This is a genomic window from Enterobacter sp. R-25 (assembly GCF_049913205.1).
GTDB classification, from domain to species: domain Bacteria; phylum Pseudomonadota; class Gammaproteobacteria; order Enterobacterales; family Enterobacteriaceae; genus Enterobacter; species Enterobacter ludwigii.
In genome coordinates this window covers 2,955,948-2,971,136 of the sequence record NZ_CP183982.1, presented here as the reverse complement: position 1 = coordinate 2,971,136, position 15,189 = coordinate 2,955,948, and the positions used below count along the sequence as shown (strand labels likewise).

Sequence of the window (15,189 nt, the reverse complement as noted above, 5' to 3'; positions counted from 1 at the left end):
GATGGAACTTACACAGTGGCAGTCTCGCTTTGAGCGTTGGCTCGATGAAAACCACGCGACCCACGACGCCGCGCATGATATTTCGCACTTTCGTCGTGTCTGGATGACGGCGCAAAAAATCATGGCGAACCAGGCGGTCGATTCACTGGTGGTACTGACCGCCTGTTATTTCCATGACATTGTCAGCCTGCCGAAAAACCATCCCCAACGCAGCCAGTCATCACGTCTGGCGGCCAGCAAGACGCTCGACATTCTGCGTCGCGATTTTCCGGATTTCGCCTCTGAACGCTATGCAACCGTGGAGCATGCCATTGAAGCGCACAGTTTTAGAGCCGCTATTGTGCCGCACAGTCATGAAGCCAAAATTGTTCAGGATGCTGACCGGCTGGAAGCGCTTGGTGCTATTGGTCTTGCGCGCGTCTTTGCGGTATCGGGGGCGCTGGGCGTGGCGCTCTTTAACGCTGAAGACCCGTTTGCCGACGCGCGTACCCTTAATGACCGCGCCTTTGCCCTCGACCATTTTCAGACCAAGCTGCTGCGCTTGCCTGATACAATGCACACAGACGTGGGGCGCGAACTTGCGCAACACAACGCCGATTTTCTCATCCAGTTTATGGCGAAATTAAGTGCCGAATTACAGGGCGACTGCCTGGGGCTGGATAGCCAGGTGCTGAGCCGCTTCCGTCGCAGTTTGAGCGAGTGAACTGTGGTAATCTGTTTCCAGTCTTTATTCTCCGGTTAAAAGAATGCAGGAAAATCGATCAGTGAGTGAGCCCGCGCCAGAGCAGGCTGAGAAATCAACGGCAACGGTGCAGGCTTTATTGCACCAGCTGCTGGATATCTATGATGCTAAAACGCTGGCGAATCAGCTGGTGGCGCACGGTGAGAGCCACTGGAGCCCGGCAATCCTGAAGAGACTGCTGACCAGCGAGCGGGCAGGGCAGCGTCTGAGTGAGGGCGAGTTTCGTTACCTGCAAAACCTGCTTCCGCGTCCTTCAGCCGCGCACCCGAACTATGCCTTCCGTTTTATCGATCTGTTTGCCGGCATTGGCGGCATTCGACACGGGTTTGAGGCCATTGGCGGGCAGTGTGTGTTTACCAGCGAGTGGAACAAACATGCGGTCCGTACCTACAAAGCCAACTGGTACTGCGATCCCCATGAACACCGTTTCAACGCCGATATCCGTGATGTTACGCTGAGCCACAAAAGCGGCGTGAGTGATGAAGAGGCGGCTGAGCACATTCGCCAGTCAATTCCGGCCCATGATGTCCTGCTGGCGGGTTTCCCGTGCCAGCCTTTCTCGCTGGCCGGCGTGTCGAAAAAGAATGCCCTCGGACGCGCTCACGGTTTTGCCTGCGATACGCAAGGCACGCTGTTCTTTGATGTTGTCCGCATTATCGATGCCCGTCGTCCGGCGATTTTCGTGCTGGAGAACGTCAAGAATCTCAAGAGCCATGACGGCGGAAAGACCTTCCGCATTATCATGCAAACGCTTGATGAGCTGGGGTATGACGTAGCGGACGCTCAGCATATGGGCGCGGATGACCCGAAAATCATCGACGGTAAGCATTTCCTGCCGCAGCACCGCGAACGCATTGTGCTGGTTGGTTTTCGCCGCGACCTCAACCTGAAGGGGGATTTTACCCTGCGGGATATTCCCTCTTTATATCCTGCGCGTCGCCCAACCGTGGCCGACCTGCTGGAACCAGTCGTCGACGCGAAATTTATCCTCACCCCGGTGCTGTGGAAATACCTCTACCGCTATGCGAAAAAACACCAGGCCAAAGGCAACGGTTTTGGCTTCGGGATGGTTAATCCGAACGATCCGCACTGTGTGACGCGCACGTTGTCCGCTCGCTACTATAAAGATGGCGCAGAGATCCTGATCGACCGGGGCTGGGATAAAGCGCTGGGGGAGAAAGATTTTGACGATCCCGATAACCAGCGTCACCGTCCGCGCCGCTTAACGCCGCGTGAATGCGCTCGGCTGATGGGGTTTGAGACCCCGCAGGGTTATACCTTCCGCATTCCGGTGTCGGACACCCAGGCTTATCGGCAGTTTGGTAACTCGGTGGTCGTTCCCGCGTTTGCGGCGGTGGCAAAACTGCTGGCCTCCCGCATCAGACAGGCCGTGGCGTTACGTGAGAGTGAGGCCGTCAATGACGGATGTTCACAATAAGGCGACGCGCAGTAAAAACATGCGTGCCATCGGCACGCGTGATACCGCCATTGAAAAGCGGCTAGCCGGGCTGCTGACCGAGGCGGGGTTTGATTTCCGCGTGCAGGATGCCGCGCTTGCGGGCCGTCCTGATTTCGTTATCGATGCGTATCAATGCATCATCTTTACCCACGGCTGTTTCTGGCATCACCACGACTGCTACCTGTTTAAGGTTCCCGCGACGCGTACGGATTTCTGGCTGGAGAAGATTGGCAAGAACGTCGCGCGGGACAACCGTGACCTTAGCACGCTTCTCGCGCAGGGCTGGCGGGTGTTGATTGTCTGGGAGTGCGCGCTGCGCGGCAGATTAAGACGTAACGATGCCGACCTGACAGTACGGCTGGAAGAGTGGATCTGCGGCGGCGGGCAGGCCGCGCAGATCGACACCCAGGGTATTCACCCGCTTACGGTTTCTCCACCTCACACGGCGTAACAACCGGCTTCGCAGGAAGCAGATATTTCCCCAGCGTTACCAGCACAACGGCAAAGACAATCACGCCCAGCGCCAGCCATTCCACGGGAGATAACGTTTCGCCCGCAAAGCTGGTGCCCAGCAGTACGGCAACCACTGGGTTCACGTAAGCGTAGCTGGTCGCGATCGCCGGCGAGACATTGCGGATCAAGAACATATAGGCGTTAATGGCGATGACAGAGCCAAATAGAGCCAGGTAACCCACGGCCAGGAAGCCCGAAAGGTCCGGCATGGCTGTCAGTTTTTCGCCCGTCAGCGTTGAGGCAATCAGCAGCACAATTCCCGCCGCGAGCATCTCAATCGCGCCTGCCATCATGCCGGTCGGTAGCTCAATTCGTGAACCGTATACCGAACCAAATGCCCAGCTCATCGAGCCGATCAGGATAATCACTGCGCCCCACGGATTTCCGCTCAGGTTACCGCCGCTGTTGAGCAGGATGATCCCGGCAAGCCCGATCCCAATCCCTACCCATTCGAGCTTGCGGGTGCGGATGCCGAAAAGACGGCTAAAGCACAGGGTAAACAGCGGGACGGTCGCGACCACGACGGCAGCAATTCCGGACGGCACGTTCTGGTGCTCGGCGACCGTCACAAATCCATTCCCTATGGCCAGCAGCAGCAGGCCAATCAGGGCGGCATTGAGCATCGGGCGAAGCGGAGGCAGCTTATGGCCCCGTAACAGCAGGAAGGCCATCAGTAACACGCCCGCCGAGAGAAAGCGTACGCCCGCCATCATGAGCGGCGGCCAGCTCTCCACGCCGATACGAATGACAAAGTAGGTGGAACCCCAGATGATATACAGCGAAAAAAGTGCCCCAATGAGCGGTAGCAGTTGCCGGAAACGCATAATCCCTCGCGACAAAATGAAAAGGTCGCTGACAGTAAACGCCAAAACTATCGGCCTGGCGAGCGCTTTAATTGTGTAGTTGATGTGAATTTTTTGTTGACGTGAGGTGCCTGTTTCCGGGTTTACACTTTTGCTCCATACTATTCACTTAATTACCAAAAAAAGAAGGAATGAGATTTTGGCAGGAAGTAGCTTATTAACATTACTGGATGATATTGCCACCTTACTGGATGACATTTCGGTGATGGGGAAACTGGCGGCGAAGAAAACCGCCGGGGTTCTGGGAGACGATTTATCGCTCAACGCCCAGCAGGTGAGTGGCGTTCGGGCCAACCGTGAATTACCGGTGGTATGGGGCGTAGCGAAAGGCTCATTCCTGAATAAGGTGATCCTGGTGCCGCTTGCGCTGCTGATCAGCGCGTTTATCCCATGGGCGATCACGCCGCTGCTGATGATTGGCGGCGCATTTTTATGCTTCGAAGGCGCTGAGAAGATCCTGCACTCGTTCGCCGCACGTAAGAACAGCGACACGCCGGAAATGCGCCAGCAGCGTCTTGAGGCGCTGGCCGCGCAGGATCCTAAAACCTTCGAGCGTGATAAGGTGAAAGGTGCCATTCGTACCGACTTTATTCTGTCGGCGGAGATCGTGGCCATTACGTTAGGTATTGTCTCTGAAGCACCGCTTCTGAACCAGGTCCTGATCCTCTCAGGGATCGCCATTCTGGTCACGGTGGGGGTGTACGGGCTGGTGGGGCTTATCGTTAAGCTGGATGATATCGGCTACTGGCTGGAAGAAAAATCGAGCGCTATCGCCAAAGGTATCGGCAAAAGCCTGCTGGTGACCGCGCCCTGGCTGATGAAGAGCCTGTCAGTGGTTGGCACGCTGGCGATGTTCCTTGTCGGAGGCGGTATTGTGGTTCACGGTATCGCGCCGCTGCACCATGCTATTGAACATTTCGCCTCGGCGCAGGGCAGCATAGTGGCGGCAATTCTGCCCACGCTGCTTAATCTTGTGCTGGGCTTTATCATTGGCATTATCGTGGTTGGGGCCGTAAAACTGGTCGAAAAAATCCGCGGAACGTCGCACTAATTGTTACCTGTTGCGGGGTGCAAAAAGATCATTCCTCGTCTAAATTGAAAACGTTTCACCCTGATACAGGAGGCAGGTATGGTCTTTTTGGTCAGTGATGAAGTTAAGCCTAAGAAGGGCGGCCCACGTATGATTGTCACCGGGTATTCCAGCGGTATGGTGGAATGCCGGTGGCACGACGGTTATAGCATCAAGCGGGAAGCGTTCCGTGAAGATGAGCTTCAACCGGGAGACGGGCAGCGCAAGCGAGACAAGGCTTAATGACATAACGCCCGGCTTTGCCGGGCGTTTTTACCTTCCGTATCCGGCGTCGGGCAGTAATCAGGGAGTGTGTGTGCAGCGCGAGACCTTTGTTGTAAGACGATCTTTTCTGCAATGGCTGCATATGCGTAGCAATCCGGGGTTAATTGTTAATCTCTGTTTTCTCATCGTACTGATATTTTCCACGCTCCTGACCTGGCGAGAGGTGGTGGTACTGGAAGATGCGTATATCTCCAGCCAGCGTAATCATCTGGAAACGGTAGCCACTTCGCTGGACCGGCAGTTACAGTACAGCGTGGATAAAATGCTGTTTTTCCGCAAAAGCATGCGCGATGCCATCCAGACGCCGCTGGCCTTTGATGTCCTGTATGAAGCGATTTCACGCTTTAACGCCTTTCGCACGCGCCCCAGCTGGCAGCTCGCCGTTGATAAAAAACGTACTCTCCCCATTAACGGCGTGTCGGATGCGTTCGTCGAAAAAACCACGCTGTTGAATCGTGACCCTGAGCGTATCAGCAATGAAATTTCTGCCGCCCTCGAAGTGGGGTATTTACTCCGACTGGCGTCCTCGGTGGGGCAAAGTGAAGAGCGGGTTATCTATGCGTCACGCGCCGGGTTTTACCTTGCGACGGACACGTCTGAACAGACGAGTGATATTAGCCAGCGCTATTACTATCTGGTTACCCAGCCGTGGTTTACCCAGCAGTCTGAACGTAACAATCGCGCTCGCGCGGTGCGCTGGTTTATCTCCAGCCCGTCGCCCTGGACCGGTGGTGAACGGATGATCACGGCCAGCGTACCGATCTATTTTGACCATTACTGGTATGGCGTTGTGGCGATGGATTTCTCATTGAAGACCATGAAACATCTGCTGGAAGAGGCAACGCAAGAGCGTACAGAGGGGGAATATCAGCTGTACGACACCCGGCTGAATATGATTGCCACGTCAGAAGAGGCCGGCAGCCTGGTGAACCGGTTTGACGAACGCGAAACGGCGCAGATAGCGCACGCAATCGAGAACGATACCGGCGGGGGGATCCGCCTCGGAAGCCGCTTTATCAGCTGGGAGCGGCTCGATCACTTCGATGGTGTGATTTTACGCGTTCATACCCTGCATGAAGGGGTGAAGGGGGACTTCGGCAGTATCAGTATCGTGCTGGCGCTGCTCTGGGCACTCTTCACCGCCATGCTTCTTATCTCGTGGCTGGTTATCCGTCGGATGGTCAGCAATATGTATACGCTTCAGCACTCTTTGCAGTGGCAGGCCTGGCACGATCCGCTCACCCGCCTGAATAACCGTGGTGCCCTGTTTGAGCGTGCCAAAATGCTGTCGGAAAAATGTCGGCAGCAGTCGCTGCCGTTCTCGGTGATTCAAATCGATCTCGACCATTTTAAAAGCATTAACGATCGCTTTGGCCATCAGGCCGGGGACAAAGTGCTTTCCCATGCCGCGGGCCTGATTGGCAGCGCACTGCGCAAGAATGATGTTGCCGGACGCGTGGGTGGGGAAGAGTTCTGCGTGGTACTGCCCGGCAGCGGGCTTGAAGAGGCGAGGGGGATTGCGGAACGCATTCGCTCACGCATCAACAGTAAAGAGATCCTGGTGAAAAAGAGCACCACCGTGCGTATCAGTGCCTCACTGGGGGTAAGCAGCGCCCAGGAAAAGGACAATTACGATTTCGAACAGCTGCAGTCAGTGGCGGATGCCCGGTTGTATCAGGCCAAGCAGTGCGGGCGCAACCGGGTGTTCTGGCACGATCAGGATAAGAAGTGATCCAGCCCTTCCTGCCAGCCCGCGGGGCCGGGCTGTTGCGTGTGGTACACCCGGGCGGGGTTATCGTCACGTAACGTGATGCCCTGCCGGTTAATGCCCTTGATCACCACGGCGTAGTCCACGCTGTCCAGCAGCGGGGCATCATTTGGACCATCGCCGAGCCCCAGGGTAACCGGCACGATGCCTTCCCGCTCACGGTACTGCTCAATCAGCCAGTAAACCGCAACGTCTTTACCGCAGCGAGCATCCAGAACATGCCAGAAGCGGGCACCCTGCAGGCATTTCAGGCCGCACTGCGCCAGCGCCTCGTCAAATTGCGCCATTTTTTCATCGCTGTCGCGCCAGATGAGCGTGACGGAGGCTTCGTGTCGGCGCGCGAGGGTCGAACGATAGCGCGTCAGCCCCGTCCACTCGCTGATAACCCGTTCGTCGACGTCATCAAAGGTGGTGAATTTAAAGCCCCGCTGCTGGCGAATCTGGTCGATCAGCGGGCGAATGTCACGGTGCGTCATCCCCCTGATGTGGCGTTGACCTGTCTCCCAGCGCACGTCGGGCTGAATCACCGCGCCATTCTCAGCTATGAAGGGCAACCCCTCCAGACCCAGATCCTGCTGGATATCCAGCATTTCTGCCGCGGTCTTGCTGCTGCAGAGAATAACCGGCACCTGGTTATCCTGGAGGGTGTCCAGCCAGGGCATGGCCGGTTGCCACTCGTACGTATGAATATCGAGCAACGAGCCGTCGAGATCGGAAAAGATCAGCAGGCTATCCTGCAGTGAAGGCATAACGACTCCTGATAACTGACAAACTGCCACCTAAGAATATTCCTAAAAAAATTCCTAATGCTTAAGTGAGGCAAAAGGGTATCTCTCCTGCCAAACCCGCATGCGGCGCATGTTGTCCCTCATAACTAAATTTATTATGTACCAAATATTATATTCGCCATGAGAATATATGCTTGTCATACAAAATGGTTGAGGATAGTGTTTTGTGTACATCAGATTTCCTGGTGTAACGAATTTTCAAGTGCTTCTTGCATAAGCAAGTTTTGATCCCGGCCATCCCCATGACCGGGATTTTTTTCGTCCTAACGATTTGCTTCAGACACGCTAAAATCGTGTATATCAAGCTCGAAGGCCTCCGCCAGTTCACGGTAGGTGTGATAATCCCTTCCGTTCACAATGACCCTGTCGGAATTGTCGTCTGAACGACGGACTTCTGACTCACTGATCTCATTAATGGCGGCCAGCAGGGCATCGACATCCACCTCAACCTCGCGTTTGATGGTGTCGCTGTACTCTTTGTCGGTCTTCATTACGGGGTACCTCATTTTGCCGTCTCCAACCGTAAGTATAGACTGCGCACAAAAACGCCATTCACACCGGGCAGCGATGCCAGTTAAGGCGTTTTGTTCTACACTGGCTCAAAACCAGAGGAGGAACGTATGAAGGTCAACGATCGGGTAACCGTTAAAACGGACGGTGGACCGCGCCGCCCGGGTGTGGTCCTGGCAATTGAAGAGTTTAGTGAAGGCACGATGTACCTGGTATCACTTGAAGACTACCCGCTCGGCATCTGGTTTTTTAACGAACTGGGACACCCGGATGGCATCTTTGTAGAGAAAGCGCAATAGCATGGCGTCGGGTGGCGACTGGCGCGCCCGACACTGTCCACAGAAGCAAAAATCTCTGGCCAGGCCAGAGATCAAAGGTAGGGTGCAAAGGGTTTTTTTAGCGACTAACGCATGTTGACGAAAATCCCGTTCGTCACATTATCGGTGAGGCGTACCACGTGATAGATCACTTGCTTATTATGCGTTTTAATTTTCCTTTTAATATTTCCTTTATGTGACGAAACGGTTTTGGCTTTAATATTCATCTGGTCTGAGATCTGAATAGTCCCTTGGCCTGCCATCCACATTCGCAGCATGCTTGATTCAGTCCTGCTTAATGATAGGGTGGGTAAGTTAACCGCTCCTACATTTTTAACTTCTTTATTCAAATAATCACCCAGAATGTCATCCAGCGACTCTGGTTTAATCGATTTAGAACTGATCAATAAATTTTTACGAACCAACAAATACTCATCGAAATGGATATTCGCGATCGCCATAAAAACAATAAACAGGGTTTTTGGATGCTGATTAATGATTTGCTTAATGTGCTGACTGTTGGCTGGATCGTGAATGAAACAGTCCTCATTAATAAACACCACGCCTGGTTTAAGTTCGTCACAAGCGGCTGCGAGTTCGTCAACGGTGTGTGCATCGTTGATGTCTCTCTTTCTTACCCCTCTGCTTGCCAGGTACCCGGTTAACCCTAGCCGGGTGTAGCTGCATAAATCCATAATGATCGTTGACATGGCATACCCTCACTCAATGCGTAACGATAATTCACCATCTGCCTGAGAGCTCATAACAGCCATACGGGATGGAAAAAATTAATAAACCTGTGAGCATGACAAAGACTTTCAGGCGGACTCACTATCCCGTAAAGTTACGTATAATTTGCCAGGAATCTTCTTAAAGTAAAGTAAATATTAAGTATTGTGAGGTGGTTAGAAACAATTAAACCGCGTCAGATATATCCTGGAAGATGTTTTTCACGTTTTATTTTAGGAATATCCTCAGAAAGACAATATCAACTGTGAGGGCTATTATTTACGCGGTAGCTCACTGACAATATCTGCTAACAGATTGAATATCTCGCCGAATAAGTGCTCACAGAAGGGGGCGATAAGGGGCATCAGTAATGACATTAATAAAATACCGACCGTCAGCGTCAGCGGAAAACCAATGACGAACACCGAGAGCTGCGGTGCCATTCGGTTGAGTAACCCTAAGGCGAGGTTCACGGTCAGCAGCAGGGTGATGATCGGCAGCGCCAGCATCAGGCCGTTCAGGAAAACAAGCCCGGCCGCACGCGTAAGCGCCAGAAACGCGTTGCTGTTCACCGGGTTTTCCCCAATCGGCAACGTATGGAAAGTATCCACCAGCATGGAGATGAGCCACAGATGGCCGTTGAACGACAGGAACAGCAGCATGGCGAGCAGATCGATAATGCGCGCCAGCACCGGCATGTTGAGGTGGCTACCGGGATCCACAAACGTGGCGAATGATAAGCCCATTTGCAGGCCAATCAGTTCGCCGGCGGTCCGCACGGCCGCGAAGGCAAGCTGCATGGTAAAGCCTACGGCCACGCCAATCATCACCTGTTGCAGTGCAACCCACACCGCTTTCGCCGAGAAGATCGGAATATCCACGGGCGGGAGAGAAGGGGCGACGATAATGGTGATGATAATGCCCAGCCCCACTTTGACGCGCTTGGGTATCGTTTTCTCACTGAGAATGGGGGCCGTTGTAATCAGCGCCAGGATACGCAGCATCGGCCAGAAATAGACGCCAAGCCATTGAACCCACTGGTCACTGGTGAAGTGCAGCATCGTCGGGTCAGCCGATGATGTACGGCAGATTGGTAAACAGGTTGCGCATATAGTCCAGCAACAGGTTCAGCATCCACGGCCCGGCAACGATAATCGCCACGAACACGGCAATGATTTTTGGGATAAATGACAGCGTCATTTCGTTAATCTGCGTGGCGGCCTGCAGGATACTGATAATCAGACCGGTCACCAGTGCGACAAGCAGTAACGGCGCGGCAACGGCTATCGCGATTTTCATCGCTTCCGTGCCCATCATCATGACCGATTCTGGCGTCATTACGGCTCCTTAACTGTAGAAACTCTGCGCCAGCGAACTGACCAGCAGTTGCCAGCCATCGACCAGGACAAAGAGCATGATCTTAAAGGGCAGGGCAATGGTGGCCGGGGGCACCATCATCATCCCGAGCGCCATCAGAACGCTGGCGATCACCAGATCGATAATCAGGAACGGAATAAAGATGGTAAAGCCAATCTGAAAGGCCGTTTTCAGCTCACTGGTGACATACGCAGGCAGCAGAATACGCATCGGAACGGCTTCCGGTCCCTGAAGCTCGCCGGTATTGGACAGGCGGGCGAAGAGTGCCAGGTCCGCTTCCCGGGTCTGGCGGAGCATAAACTCCCGCAGCGGCTGAGCCCCTTTATCGAGCGCCTCCTGCATGGAGATTTTATCTTCGCTAAACGGCTGGTATGCGTCGGTATAAATCTTGTCGATAACCGGCGACATAATGAAAAAGGTTAAAAACAGCGCCAGACCCAGCAGTACCTGGTTAGGCGGCGCGGACGGGGTGCCCAGCGCATTGCGCAGCAGACCAAAGACGATGATGATTCGGGTGAAGCTGGTCATCATCAGCAGGATCGCCGGAATAAACGTCAGCGAGGTGATGAAAACCAGCGTCTGCACCGGCAGAGACCAGCTTTGCCCGCCGCCTGCAAGAGGGGTTGAGACCAGACCGGGCAGTTGCGCGTAAACCGCAGGGGCAAACAGGCCGACGCCCGCAAGCGTAAGGGATAACAAACGGCGCATCAGGATCTCCCGGAACGCTTAAGCAAACTCTTCATGACGGACTGAAAATCCGCAGGGACTTCTGCGCGCTCGTCACCCGTTGCCGGGGCTGGCGGCAGTTTATGCAAGACGTTGATGCTGGAGGCAGTCACGCCCAGCACCAGCCGTGCATCTTCCACATCGACAACGACCACGCGCTCGCGTGGCCCCAGTGTCGTGCTGGCGCTGACCTTCAGACCGCGGGTGCCGGCGGTTTTACCCGCCAGGCCGAAGCGCTTCGCCAGCCATGCGGCGATAAGAATAAAGGCAATAATACCGAGCAACGCGCCACTCACCTGGAGCAGCGGAGAGCCGGGAACGGCAGAGGGCTGTGATATTGTTGCCTGGGTTTTCATGCTTAACGGCTCAGACGACGCATACGTTCAGATGGCGTAATAATGTCGGTGATGCGCACGCCGTATTTATCGGCAACCACCACGACTTCACCCTGGGCAATGAGATAACCGTTGATCAGAATATCCAGCGGTTCGCCGGCGAGACCGTCAAGGGCCACCACGGAACCCTGCGTCAGACGCAGCAGCTCTTTAATGGTCATGCGGGTGCGGCCCAGTTCCACGGTCAGCTTAACCGGGATATCCATAATCAGATCAATATCCTGCAGCGTACCGCTGACATCGCCGCCGCCGAGCTGCTGGAACACAGCATCCGCTGCACTTTTGGCCGGAGTCGTTTTTTGCTCGTTTAACGCGTCAGCCCACAGATCGTCCAGTGCTCCGCTGTTTTCATCGGACGGATTGTTCATGTCACTCATTTGGGCTGTTCCTCATTCAGCGAATTCAATATCGGGTTGATCAAGTGCTCAACGCGTAACGCATACTGACCGTTAATTGTGCCGTACTGACTTGTCAGCACGGGGACACCATCCACATGGGCAATAATGCGGTCGGGTTTTTCTATCGGCAAAACATCGCCGGGTTGTAATTTCAGGATCTGGGATAAGCGCAGCGGGATATCCGCGAAGCTCGCCACCAGCTCAAGCTGAGAATGCTGAACCTGACGCACCAGGTTTTCACGCCAGTTCTGATCTTCGTTGCGTGAGTTCTCAAGCGGCGGGTTGACCAGCAGTTCACGCAGCGGTTCGATCATGCTGAACGGTAGGCAGATGTTGAACTCACCGGTCAGGTTACCGATCTCCACATGGAACGGGGTATTCACGACGATATCGTTCGGGGAGGTGGTGATATTGGTAAATTTCACCTGCATCTCAGAACGTACGTACTCCACTTCCAGCGGGTTAATCGCTTTCCACGCGTCGCTGTAAGATTCCAGCGCCAGCTTCAGCATGCGGTTGATGACGCGCTGCTCGGTGTGGGTAAATTCACGCCCTTCCACTTTGGTTGGGAAACGCCCGTCGCCACCAAACAGGTTATCCACCGCAATGAACACCAGGCTTGGCGAAAACACCACCAGACCTGTGCCGCGCAGCGGTTTCAGGTGGATCAGGTTAAGGTTCGTTGGCACCGGCAGGTTGCGGGCAAACTCATGATACGGCTGGATGCGGATCGCACCGACCGTGATATCCGGGCTACGACGCAGCAGGTTAAACAGCCCCATACGGAACTGACGTGCAAAACGTTCGTTAATGATCTCCAGCGCCTGCAGACGTTCACGTACTACGCGGCGCTGGGTATTGGGATCATAGGGACGAATATCGCTATCGCCGCCAATACCCGGTTGCGGATCATCGTTCTTATCGCTGTCGCCGTTAAGAAGCGCGTCGATTTCTGCCTGAGAAAGAATACTGTCGCCCATGTCGTTACCGCAGTATGAAGGCTGTATACAGAACGTCAGTGACTTCCTGCTTGGGTTGACCGTTTACCAGCGGGGTCGCCAGCGTCTGTTTAATGGCGTCGACCAGCTTTTGCTTACCGTCATCGGTAGCAAGTGTAGAGGCGTCCTGACGAGAGAACAGCAGCAGCAGACGGCTACGCACTTCAGGAAGATAATCATTCAGGCGCGCACGCGTGGCTTCATCTTTCAGGCGTAACGTAATACCCACATACAGCACACGATCCGCATCACCCAGATTCACGGTGAAGGTATCCAGTGGGAAGAATACCGGTGCCGGCGGAGGAGGCGGTTCGGCTTTGGCTGCAGCGGTAGAAGGTTCCTGCTGCATACGCCAGTAACTATAGCCCGCGGTAGCGCAGGCGGCGAGCGTGATTAACACCAGCAGCGGGATCCAGATGGAACGCTTGCTTTTTTTGGTGATCGCGGAGTCAGTCATCTGATACGAGCTTCCTGTTTCGGTACAGCTTAATAAGGTGATTATCCCGTGTCCTGCTGTCGTCAAAGCGTGGAAAAGACGGGGATAATCACGCTACCTCGGGCGTTTAGGCAAAGATGTCTACGGCACTGTTGCCACGCGCCGCGGATTGCAGGGCGGCAGGGGCAGGCAGTAACTCATCGCTCTCCTCATTAAAACCGCCGGTATTACCGGAACGTGAAGCCTGTTGCTGCTGTTGAGAGGAGGACTGCTGCTGTCCGGCAAAGCTCTCGCTGCTGACACTGCTTTGCGCGAGCTGAATGCCACTCTCAGCAAGCGACGTGCGCAGGACCGGCAGTGCAGCTTCCAGGGCCGCACGCACGTGGCTGTGCGCCGACACCATTTGCAGCTGTGCCTGGTTATCATCCAGTTTCAGGGTAATCTGGACCTGGCCCAGATCTTCCGGGTGCAGACGCAACTCTGCGGTCTGCTGGCCCTGTTTCGTGAACAACGTAATGTGCTGACTCAGGGATTGCTGCCACTCCTGGGTTCCCAGCGGCTGGCTCAATACCGGTGCCGTGGCAACGGTTGCGGCAGCGTGGCTGGTGACGTTGCTGGAAATGACGGGCGCAAGCGTTGCGGTCGGGGCTGTTGAAGAGGGTGAACTGGCGAGATCCTGCTTCTCAGCGGCGGCGGCCACGATCGGGGTCGCCGGTGCGTTGACCGGTTGAGACGGATCGGCGTTTTGCGCCTGCGCCTGCGCCTGATAAGTCGACGCTTGTTGCGCTTTTTCATGGCCCGCCAGCAGGGTGCTCATGGACTGTTGACCTGCACCATTTTGCGAAAGCGCGGCAGCGTTCAGCGTTGATTTCGCCGTCACGCCAATACCTGTCGCGCCAGAGGCCACCGGCGTTGCCGTCTGCTGGTGGGGCAGCATCGCCATCAGCGCGCTCAACCCTGCCAGCTCTTCTTCGCTCAGCTCGCTTTTGCTGTCATCCTGCGTTTTCACCGCGCTCAGGGTCTTCAGGGCATCACCTTTTGAAACCGGCACCAGCCCGGAAACGAGGGTGTCCAGCGGGGTGGCTGCTGTCGGTTCATCGCCTGTCAGGGCTGGCTGACGCGAGAGCAGGTTGGCTATTTTGGCCTGCAGGGTGTTCTCTCCCCCGGCTTCCTGAGCAACTTTTGACAGCTTACTGCCGGCTGCTTTCAGGTCAGCCAGCGTCAGCGGCGCATCGTTGCCCTGGCCTGTTGCGTCCGTCAGGGCGCCAGCCAGCAGAGAAAGAAAGTCTTGTGCACCGTCGGTGCCTTTCCCTGTTTGCATGCCGCCCGACAGGTCGCTGTCGGTCATCAGCAGTTGTTGCAATGTGATCATTCCGGTTTCCTCATTGATGCGCGCTGGGCAAACTCATCCATTTTCTTCTGATCCAGACGGTTTTCCGCCAGGGTCGTTGCCGCGATCTGTCGGTCCTGTAAGGTCTGCCAGGCCTGCAGTCGCTGCTTTTTCTCGCGCCAGAAATTCAGCGCGGTGTCGACTTTCTGGGTCCACTGGTTAAGCTGCTGGCGATGCTGTTCAATCGCCTTTTCCAGCGTCTGAATAAACTGCTGATAGTTAATCCAGCGCTGGCTTCCAATGCCTTGTGTCATATCGGTATTGAGGTTGGTGCGATATTCATGCTGATAGTCGATTAACATCTTCAACTGCTCTTCAGCCTGCTGGCACCCGCGTCGCATTGCGCCAAGCTGCAATGCGGCATCATCAACTTCTTTCTCAGCCAGATCTTTCAGCGTTGATAACGCGCTGTTTTGCGCCATGACC

At 55.0% G+C, this 15,189-nt stretch carries 19 protein-coding genes and 1 pseudogene; 7 read left to right on the top strand and 13 right to left on the bottom strand.

Translation table 11 applies throughout. From position 1 onward, the window contains the following. Window position 1 precedes the first annotated feature (1 nt). From ACN9MQ_RS14300 to ACN9MQ_RS14290, 3 genes are all read left to right on the top strand, one after another. Entirely contained in the window at window positions 2–703 is a 702-nt protein-coding gene (locus tag ACN9MQ_RS14300) for a phosphohydrolase (protein WP_426021112.1), read from the top strand. Between the two features lie 61 nt (window positions 704–764). Next, the gene (locus ACN9MQ_RS14295; protein ID WP_073396069.1) at window positions 765–2,180 is read left to right on the top strand and encodes a DNA cytosine methyltransferase; all 1,416 of its coding nucleotides are present in this window, start codon (window positions 765–767) and stop codon (window positions 2,178–2,180) included. Next, window positions 2,161–2,652, top strand: a complete 492-nt coding sequence (locus ACN9MQ_RS14290) for a very short patch repair endonuclease (RefSeq protein WP_073396068.1) — start codon at window positions 2,161–2,163, stop codon at window positions 2,650–2,652. The genes ACN9MQ_RS14295 and ACN9MQ_RS14290 overlap by 20 nt, the downstream gene beginning before the upstream one ends. Here ACN9MQ_RS14290 and yedA read toward each other — a convergent pair. Then, on the bottom strand, window positions 2,624–3,538 hold the full coding sequence (yedA, locus tag ACN9MQ_RS14285; RefSeq protein WP_020883329.1) for a drug/metabolite exporter YedA: 915 nt from the start codon (window positions 3,536–3,538) through the stop codon (window positions 2,624–2,626). The genes ACN9MQ_RS14290 and yedA overlap by 29 nt on opposite strands. Window positions 3,539–3,716: 178 nt before the next feature. Here yedA and ACN9MQ_RS14280 point away from each other — a divergent pair, with 178 nt between their 5' ends. The 3 genes from ACN9MQ_RS14280 (at window position 3,717) to dgcQ (ending at window position 6,663) form a co-directional block, all read left to right on the top strand. Then, window positions 3,717–4,628, top strand: a complete 912-nt coding sequence (locus tag ACN9MQ_RS14280) for a DUF808 domain-containing protein (RefSeq protein WP_020883330.1) — start codon at window positions 3,717–3,719, stop codon at window positions 4,626–4,628. Window positions 4,629–4,706: 78 nt separating this feature from the next. Continuing rightward, window positions 4,707–4,889 (top strand): YodC family protein, encoded by a 183-nt coding sequence (locus tag ACN9MQ_RS14275; RefSeq protein ID WP_014170745.1) that lies wholly within the window; start codon window positions 4,707–4,709, stop codon window positions 4,887–4,889. A 73-nt stretch (window positions 4,890–4,962) separates the two neighbouring features. Continuing rightward, a complete protein-coding gene (dgcQ, locus tag ACN9MQ_RS14270; protein ID WP_073396066.1) occupies window positions 4,963–6,663 on the top strand; it encodes a cellulose biosynthesis regulator diguanylate cyclase DgcQ in 1,701 nt (566 codons plus the stop codon). Here the strand turns inward: dgcQ and ACN9MQ_RS14265 are convergent. Together ACN9MQ_RS14265 and yodD are read right to left on the bottom strand one after the other, a co-directional pair. Then, a complete protein-coding gene (locus ACN9MQ_RS14265; RefSeq protein WP_073396065.1) occupies window positions 6,648–7,448 on the bottom strand; it encodes a mannosyl-3-phosphoglycerate phosphatase-related protein in 801 nt (266 codons plus the stop codon). The two genes, dgcQ and ACN9MQ_RS14265, sit on opposite strands and share 16 nt — an antisense overlap. A gap of 302 nt (window positions 7,449–7,750) precedes the next feature. Continuing rightward, a complete protein-coding gene (gene yodD, locus ACN9MQ_RS14260; protein WP_008500310.1) occupies window positions 7,751–7,978 on the bottom strand; it encodes a YodD family peroxide/acid resistance protein in 228 nt (75 codons plus the stop codon). A gap of 129 nt (window positions 7,979–8,107) precedes the next feature. On the opposite strand from yodD, the gene dsrB reads away from it, so the two are divergent. Beyond that, entirely contained in the window at window positions 8,108–8,296 is a 189-nt protein-coding gene (gene dsrB / locus ACN9MQ_RS14255; RefSeq protein WP_020883333.1) for a protein DsrB, read from the top strand. Window positions 8,297–8,400: 104 nt separating this feature from the next. Here the strand turns inward: dsrB and rcsA are convergent, their stop codons facing one another. The 10 genes and pseudogenes from rcsA to fliJ all read right to left on the bottom strand — a co-directional run bounded on the left by rcsA (window position 8,401) and on the right by fliJ (window position 15,185). Continuing rightward, window positions 8,401–9,024, bottom strand: coding sequence for a transcriptional regulator RcsA (gene rcsA / locus ACN9MQ_RS14250; protein ID WP_008500313.1), 624 nt, complete (start codon window positions 9,022–9,024; stop codon window positions 8,401–8,403). A 278-nt stretch (window positions 9,025–9,302) separates the two neighbouring features. Next, a pseudogene (gene fliR, locus ACN9MQ_RS14245) lies at window positions 9,303–10,104 on the bottom strand (flagellar biosynthetic protein FliR). 7 nt (window positions 10,105–10,111) lie between these two features. Continuing rightward, on the bottom strand, window positions 10,112–10,381 hold the full coding sequence (gene fliQ / locus ACN9MQ_RS14240) for a flagellar biosynthesis protein FliQ (RefSeq protein WP_008500315.1): 270 nt from the start codon (window positions 10,379–10,381) through the stop codon (window positions 10,112–10,114). A gap of 9 nt (window positions 10,382–10,390) precedes the next feature. Continuing rightward, window positions 10,391–11,128 carry a flagellar type III secretion system pore protein FliP gene (gene fliP, locus ACN9MQ_RS14235; RefSeq protein ID WP_008500316.1) on the bottom strand — a complete coding sequence of 246 codons (738 nt, stop codon included), beginning with the start codon at window positions 11,126–11,128 and terminating at the stop codon, window positions 10,391–10,393. Continuing rightward, the gene (gene fliO / locus ACN9MQ_RS14230; protein ID WP_025203802.1) at window positions 11,128–11,502 is read right to left on the bottom strand and encodes a flagellar biosynthetic protein FliO; all 375 of its coding nucleotides are present in this window, start codon (window positions 11,500–11,502) and stop codon (window positions 11,128–11,130) included. The genes fliP and fliO overlap by 1 nt, the downstream gene beginning before the upstream one ends. Before the next feature lie 2 nt (window positions 11,503–11,504). Further along, window positions 11,505–11,918 (bottom strand): flagellar motor switch protein FliN, encoded by a 414-nt coding sequence (fliN, locus tag ACN9MQ_RS14225; RefSeq protein ID WP_014170738.1) that lies wholly within the window; start codon window positions 11,916–11,918, stop codon window positions 11,505–11,507. Continuing rightward, the gene (gene fliM / locus ACN9MQ_RS14220; RefSeq protein ID WP_014170737.1) at window positions 11,915–12,919 is read right to left on the bottom strand and encodes a flagellar motor switch protein FliM; all 1,005 of its coding nucleotides are present in this window, start codon (window positions 12,917–12,919) and stop codon (window positions 11,915–11,917) included. Before fliM ends, fliN begins: the two co-directional genes overlap by 4 nt. Before the next feature lie 4 nt (window positions 12,920–12,923). Further along, window positions 12,924–13,394 (bottom strand): flagellar basal body-associated protein FliL, encoded by a 471-nt coding sequence (fliL, locus tag ACN9MQ_RS14215; protein WP_020883336.1) that lies wholly within the window; start codon window positions 13,392–13,394, stop codon window positions 12,924–12,926. A gap of 106 nt (window positions 13,395–13,500) precedes the next feature. Further along, window positions 13,501–14,745, bottom strand: a complete 1,245-nt coding sequence (fliK, locus tag ACN9MQ_RS14210) for a flagellar hook length control protein FliK (protein ID WP_025203803.1) — start codon at window positions 14,743–14,745, stop codon at window positions 13,501–13,503. Continuing rightward, complete coding sequence (gene fliJ, locus ACN9MQ_RS14205) at window positions 14,742–15,185, bottom strand: flagellar export protein FliJ (RefSeq protein ID WP_014170734.1); 444 nt, start codon at window positions 15,183–15,185, stop codon at window positions 14,742–14,744. Before fliJ ends, fliK begins: the two co-directional genes overlap by 4 nt. Window positions 15,186–15,189: the final 4 nt, after the last annotated feature.

Coding starts and splice junctions, on each gene's coding strand:
- ACN9MQ_RS14300 (WP_426021112.1), top strand. CDS start 2: ATGGAACTTACACAGTGGCAGTCTCGCTTTGAGCGTTGGCTCGATGAA.
- ACN9MQ_RS14290 (WP_073396068.1), top strand. CDS start 2,161: ATGACGGATGTTCACAATAAGGCGACGCGCAGTAAAAACATGCGTGCC.
- yedA (WP_020883329.1), bottom strand. CDS start 3,538: ATGCGTTTCCGGCAACTGCTACCGCTCATTGGGGCACTTTTTTCGCTG.
- ACN9MQ_RS14275 (WP_014170745.1), top strand. CDS start 4,707: ATGGTCTTTTTGGTCAGTGATGAAGTTAAGCCTAAGAAGGGCGGCCCA.
- ACN9MQ_RS14265 (WP_073396065.1), bottom strand. CDS start 7,448: ATGCCTTCACTGCAGGATAGCCTGCTGATCTTTTCCGATCTCGACGGC.
- yodD (WP_008500310.1), bottom strand. CDS start 7,978: ATGAAGACCGACAAAGAGTACAGCGACACCATCAAACGCGAGGTTGAG.
- dsrB (WP_020883333.1), top strand. CDS start 8,108: ATGAAGGTCAACGATCGGGTAACCGTTAAAACGGACGGTGGACCGCGC.
- rcsA (WP_008500313.1), bottom strand. CDS start 9,024: ATGTCAACGATCATTATGGATTTATGCAGCTACACCCGGCTAGGGTTA.
- fliQ (WP_008500315.1), bottom strand. CDS start 10,381: ATGACGCCAGAATCGGTCATGATGATGGGCACGGAAGCGATGAAAATC.
- fliP (WP_008500316.1), bottom strand. CDS start 11,128: ATGCGCCGTTTGTTATCCCTTACGCTTGCGGGCGTCGGCCTGTTTGCC.
- fliO (WP_025203802.1), bottom strand. CDS start 11,502: ATGAAAACCCAGGCAACAATATCACAGCCCTCTGCCGTTCCCGGCTCT.
- fliN (WP_014170738.1), bottom strand. CDS start 11,918: ATGAGTGACATGAACAATCCGTCCGATGAAAACAGCGGAGCACTGGAC.
- fliM (WP_014170737.1), bottom strand. CDS start 12,919: ATGGGCGACAGTATTCTTTCTCAGGCAGAAATCGACGCGCTTCTTAAC.
- fliL (WP_020883336.1), bottom strand. CDS start 13,394: ATGACTGACTCCGCGATCACCAAAAAAAGCAAGCGTTCCATCTGGATC.
- fliK (WP_025203803.1), bottom strand. CDS start 14,745: ATGATCACATTGCAACAACTGCTGATGACCGACAGCGACCTGTCGGGC.
- fliJ (WP_014170734.1), bottom strand. CDS start 15,185: ATGGCGCAAAACAGCGCGTTATCAACGCTGAAAGATCTGGCTGAGAAA.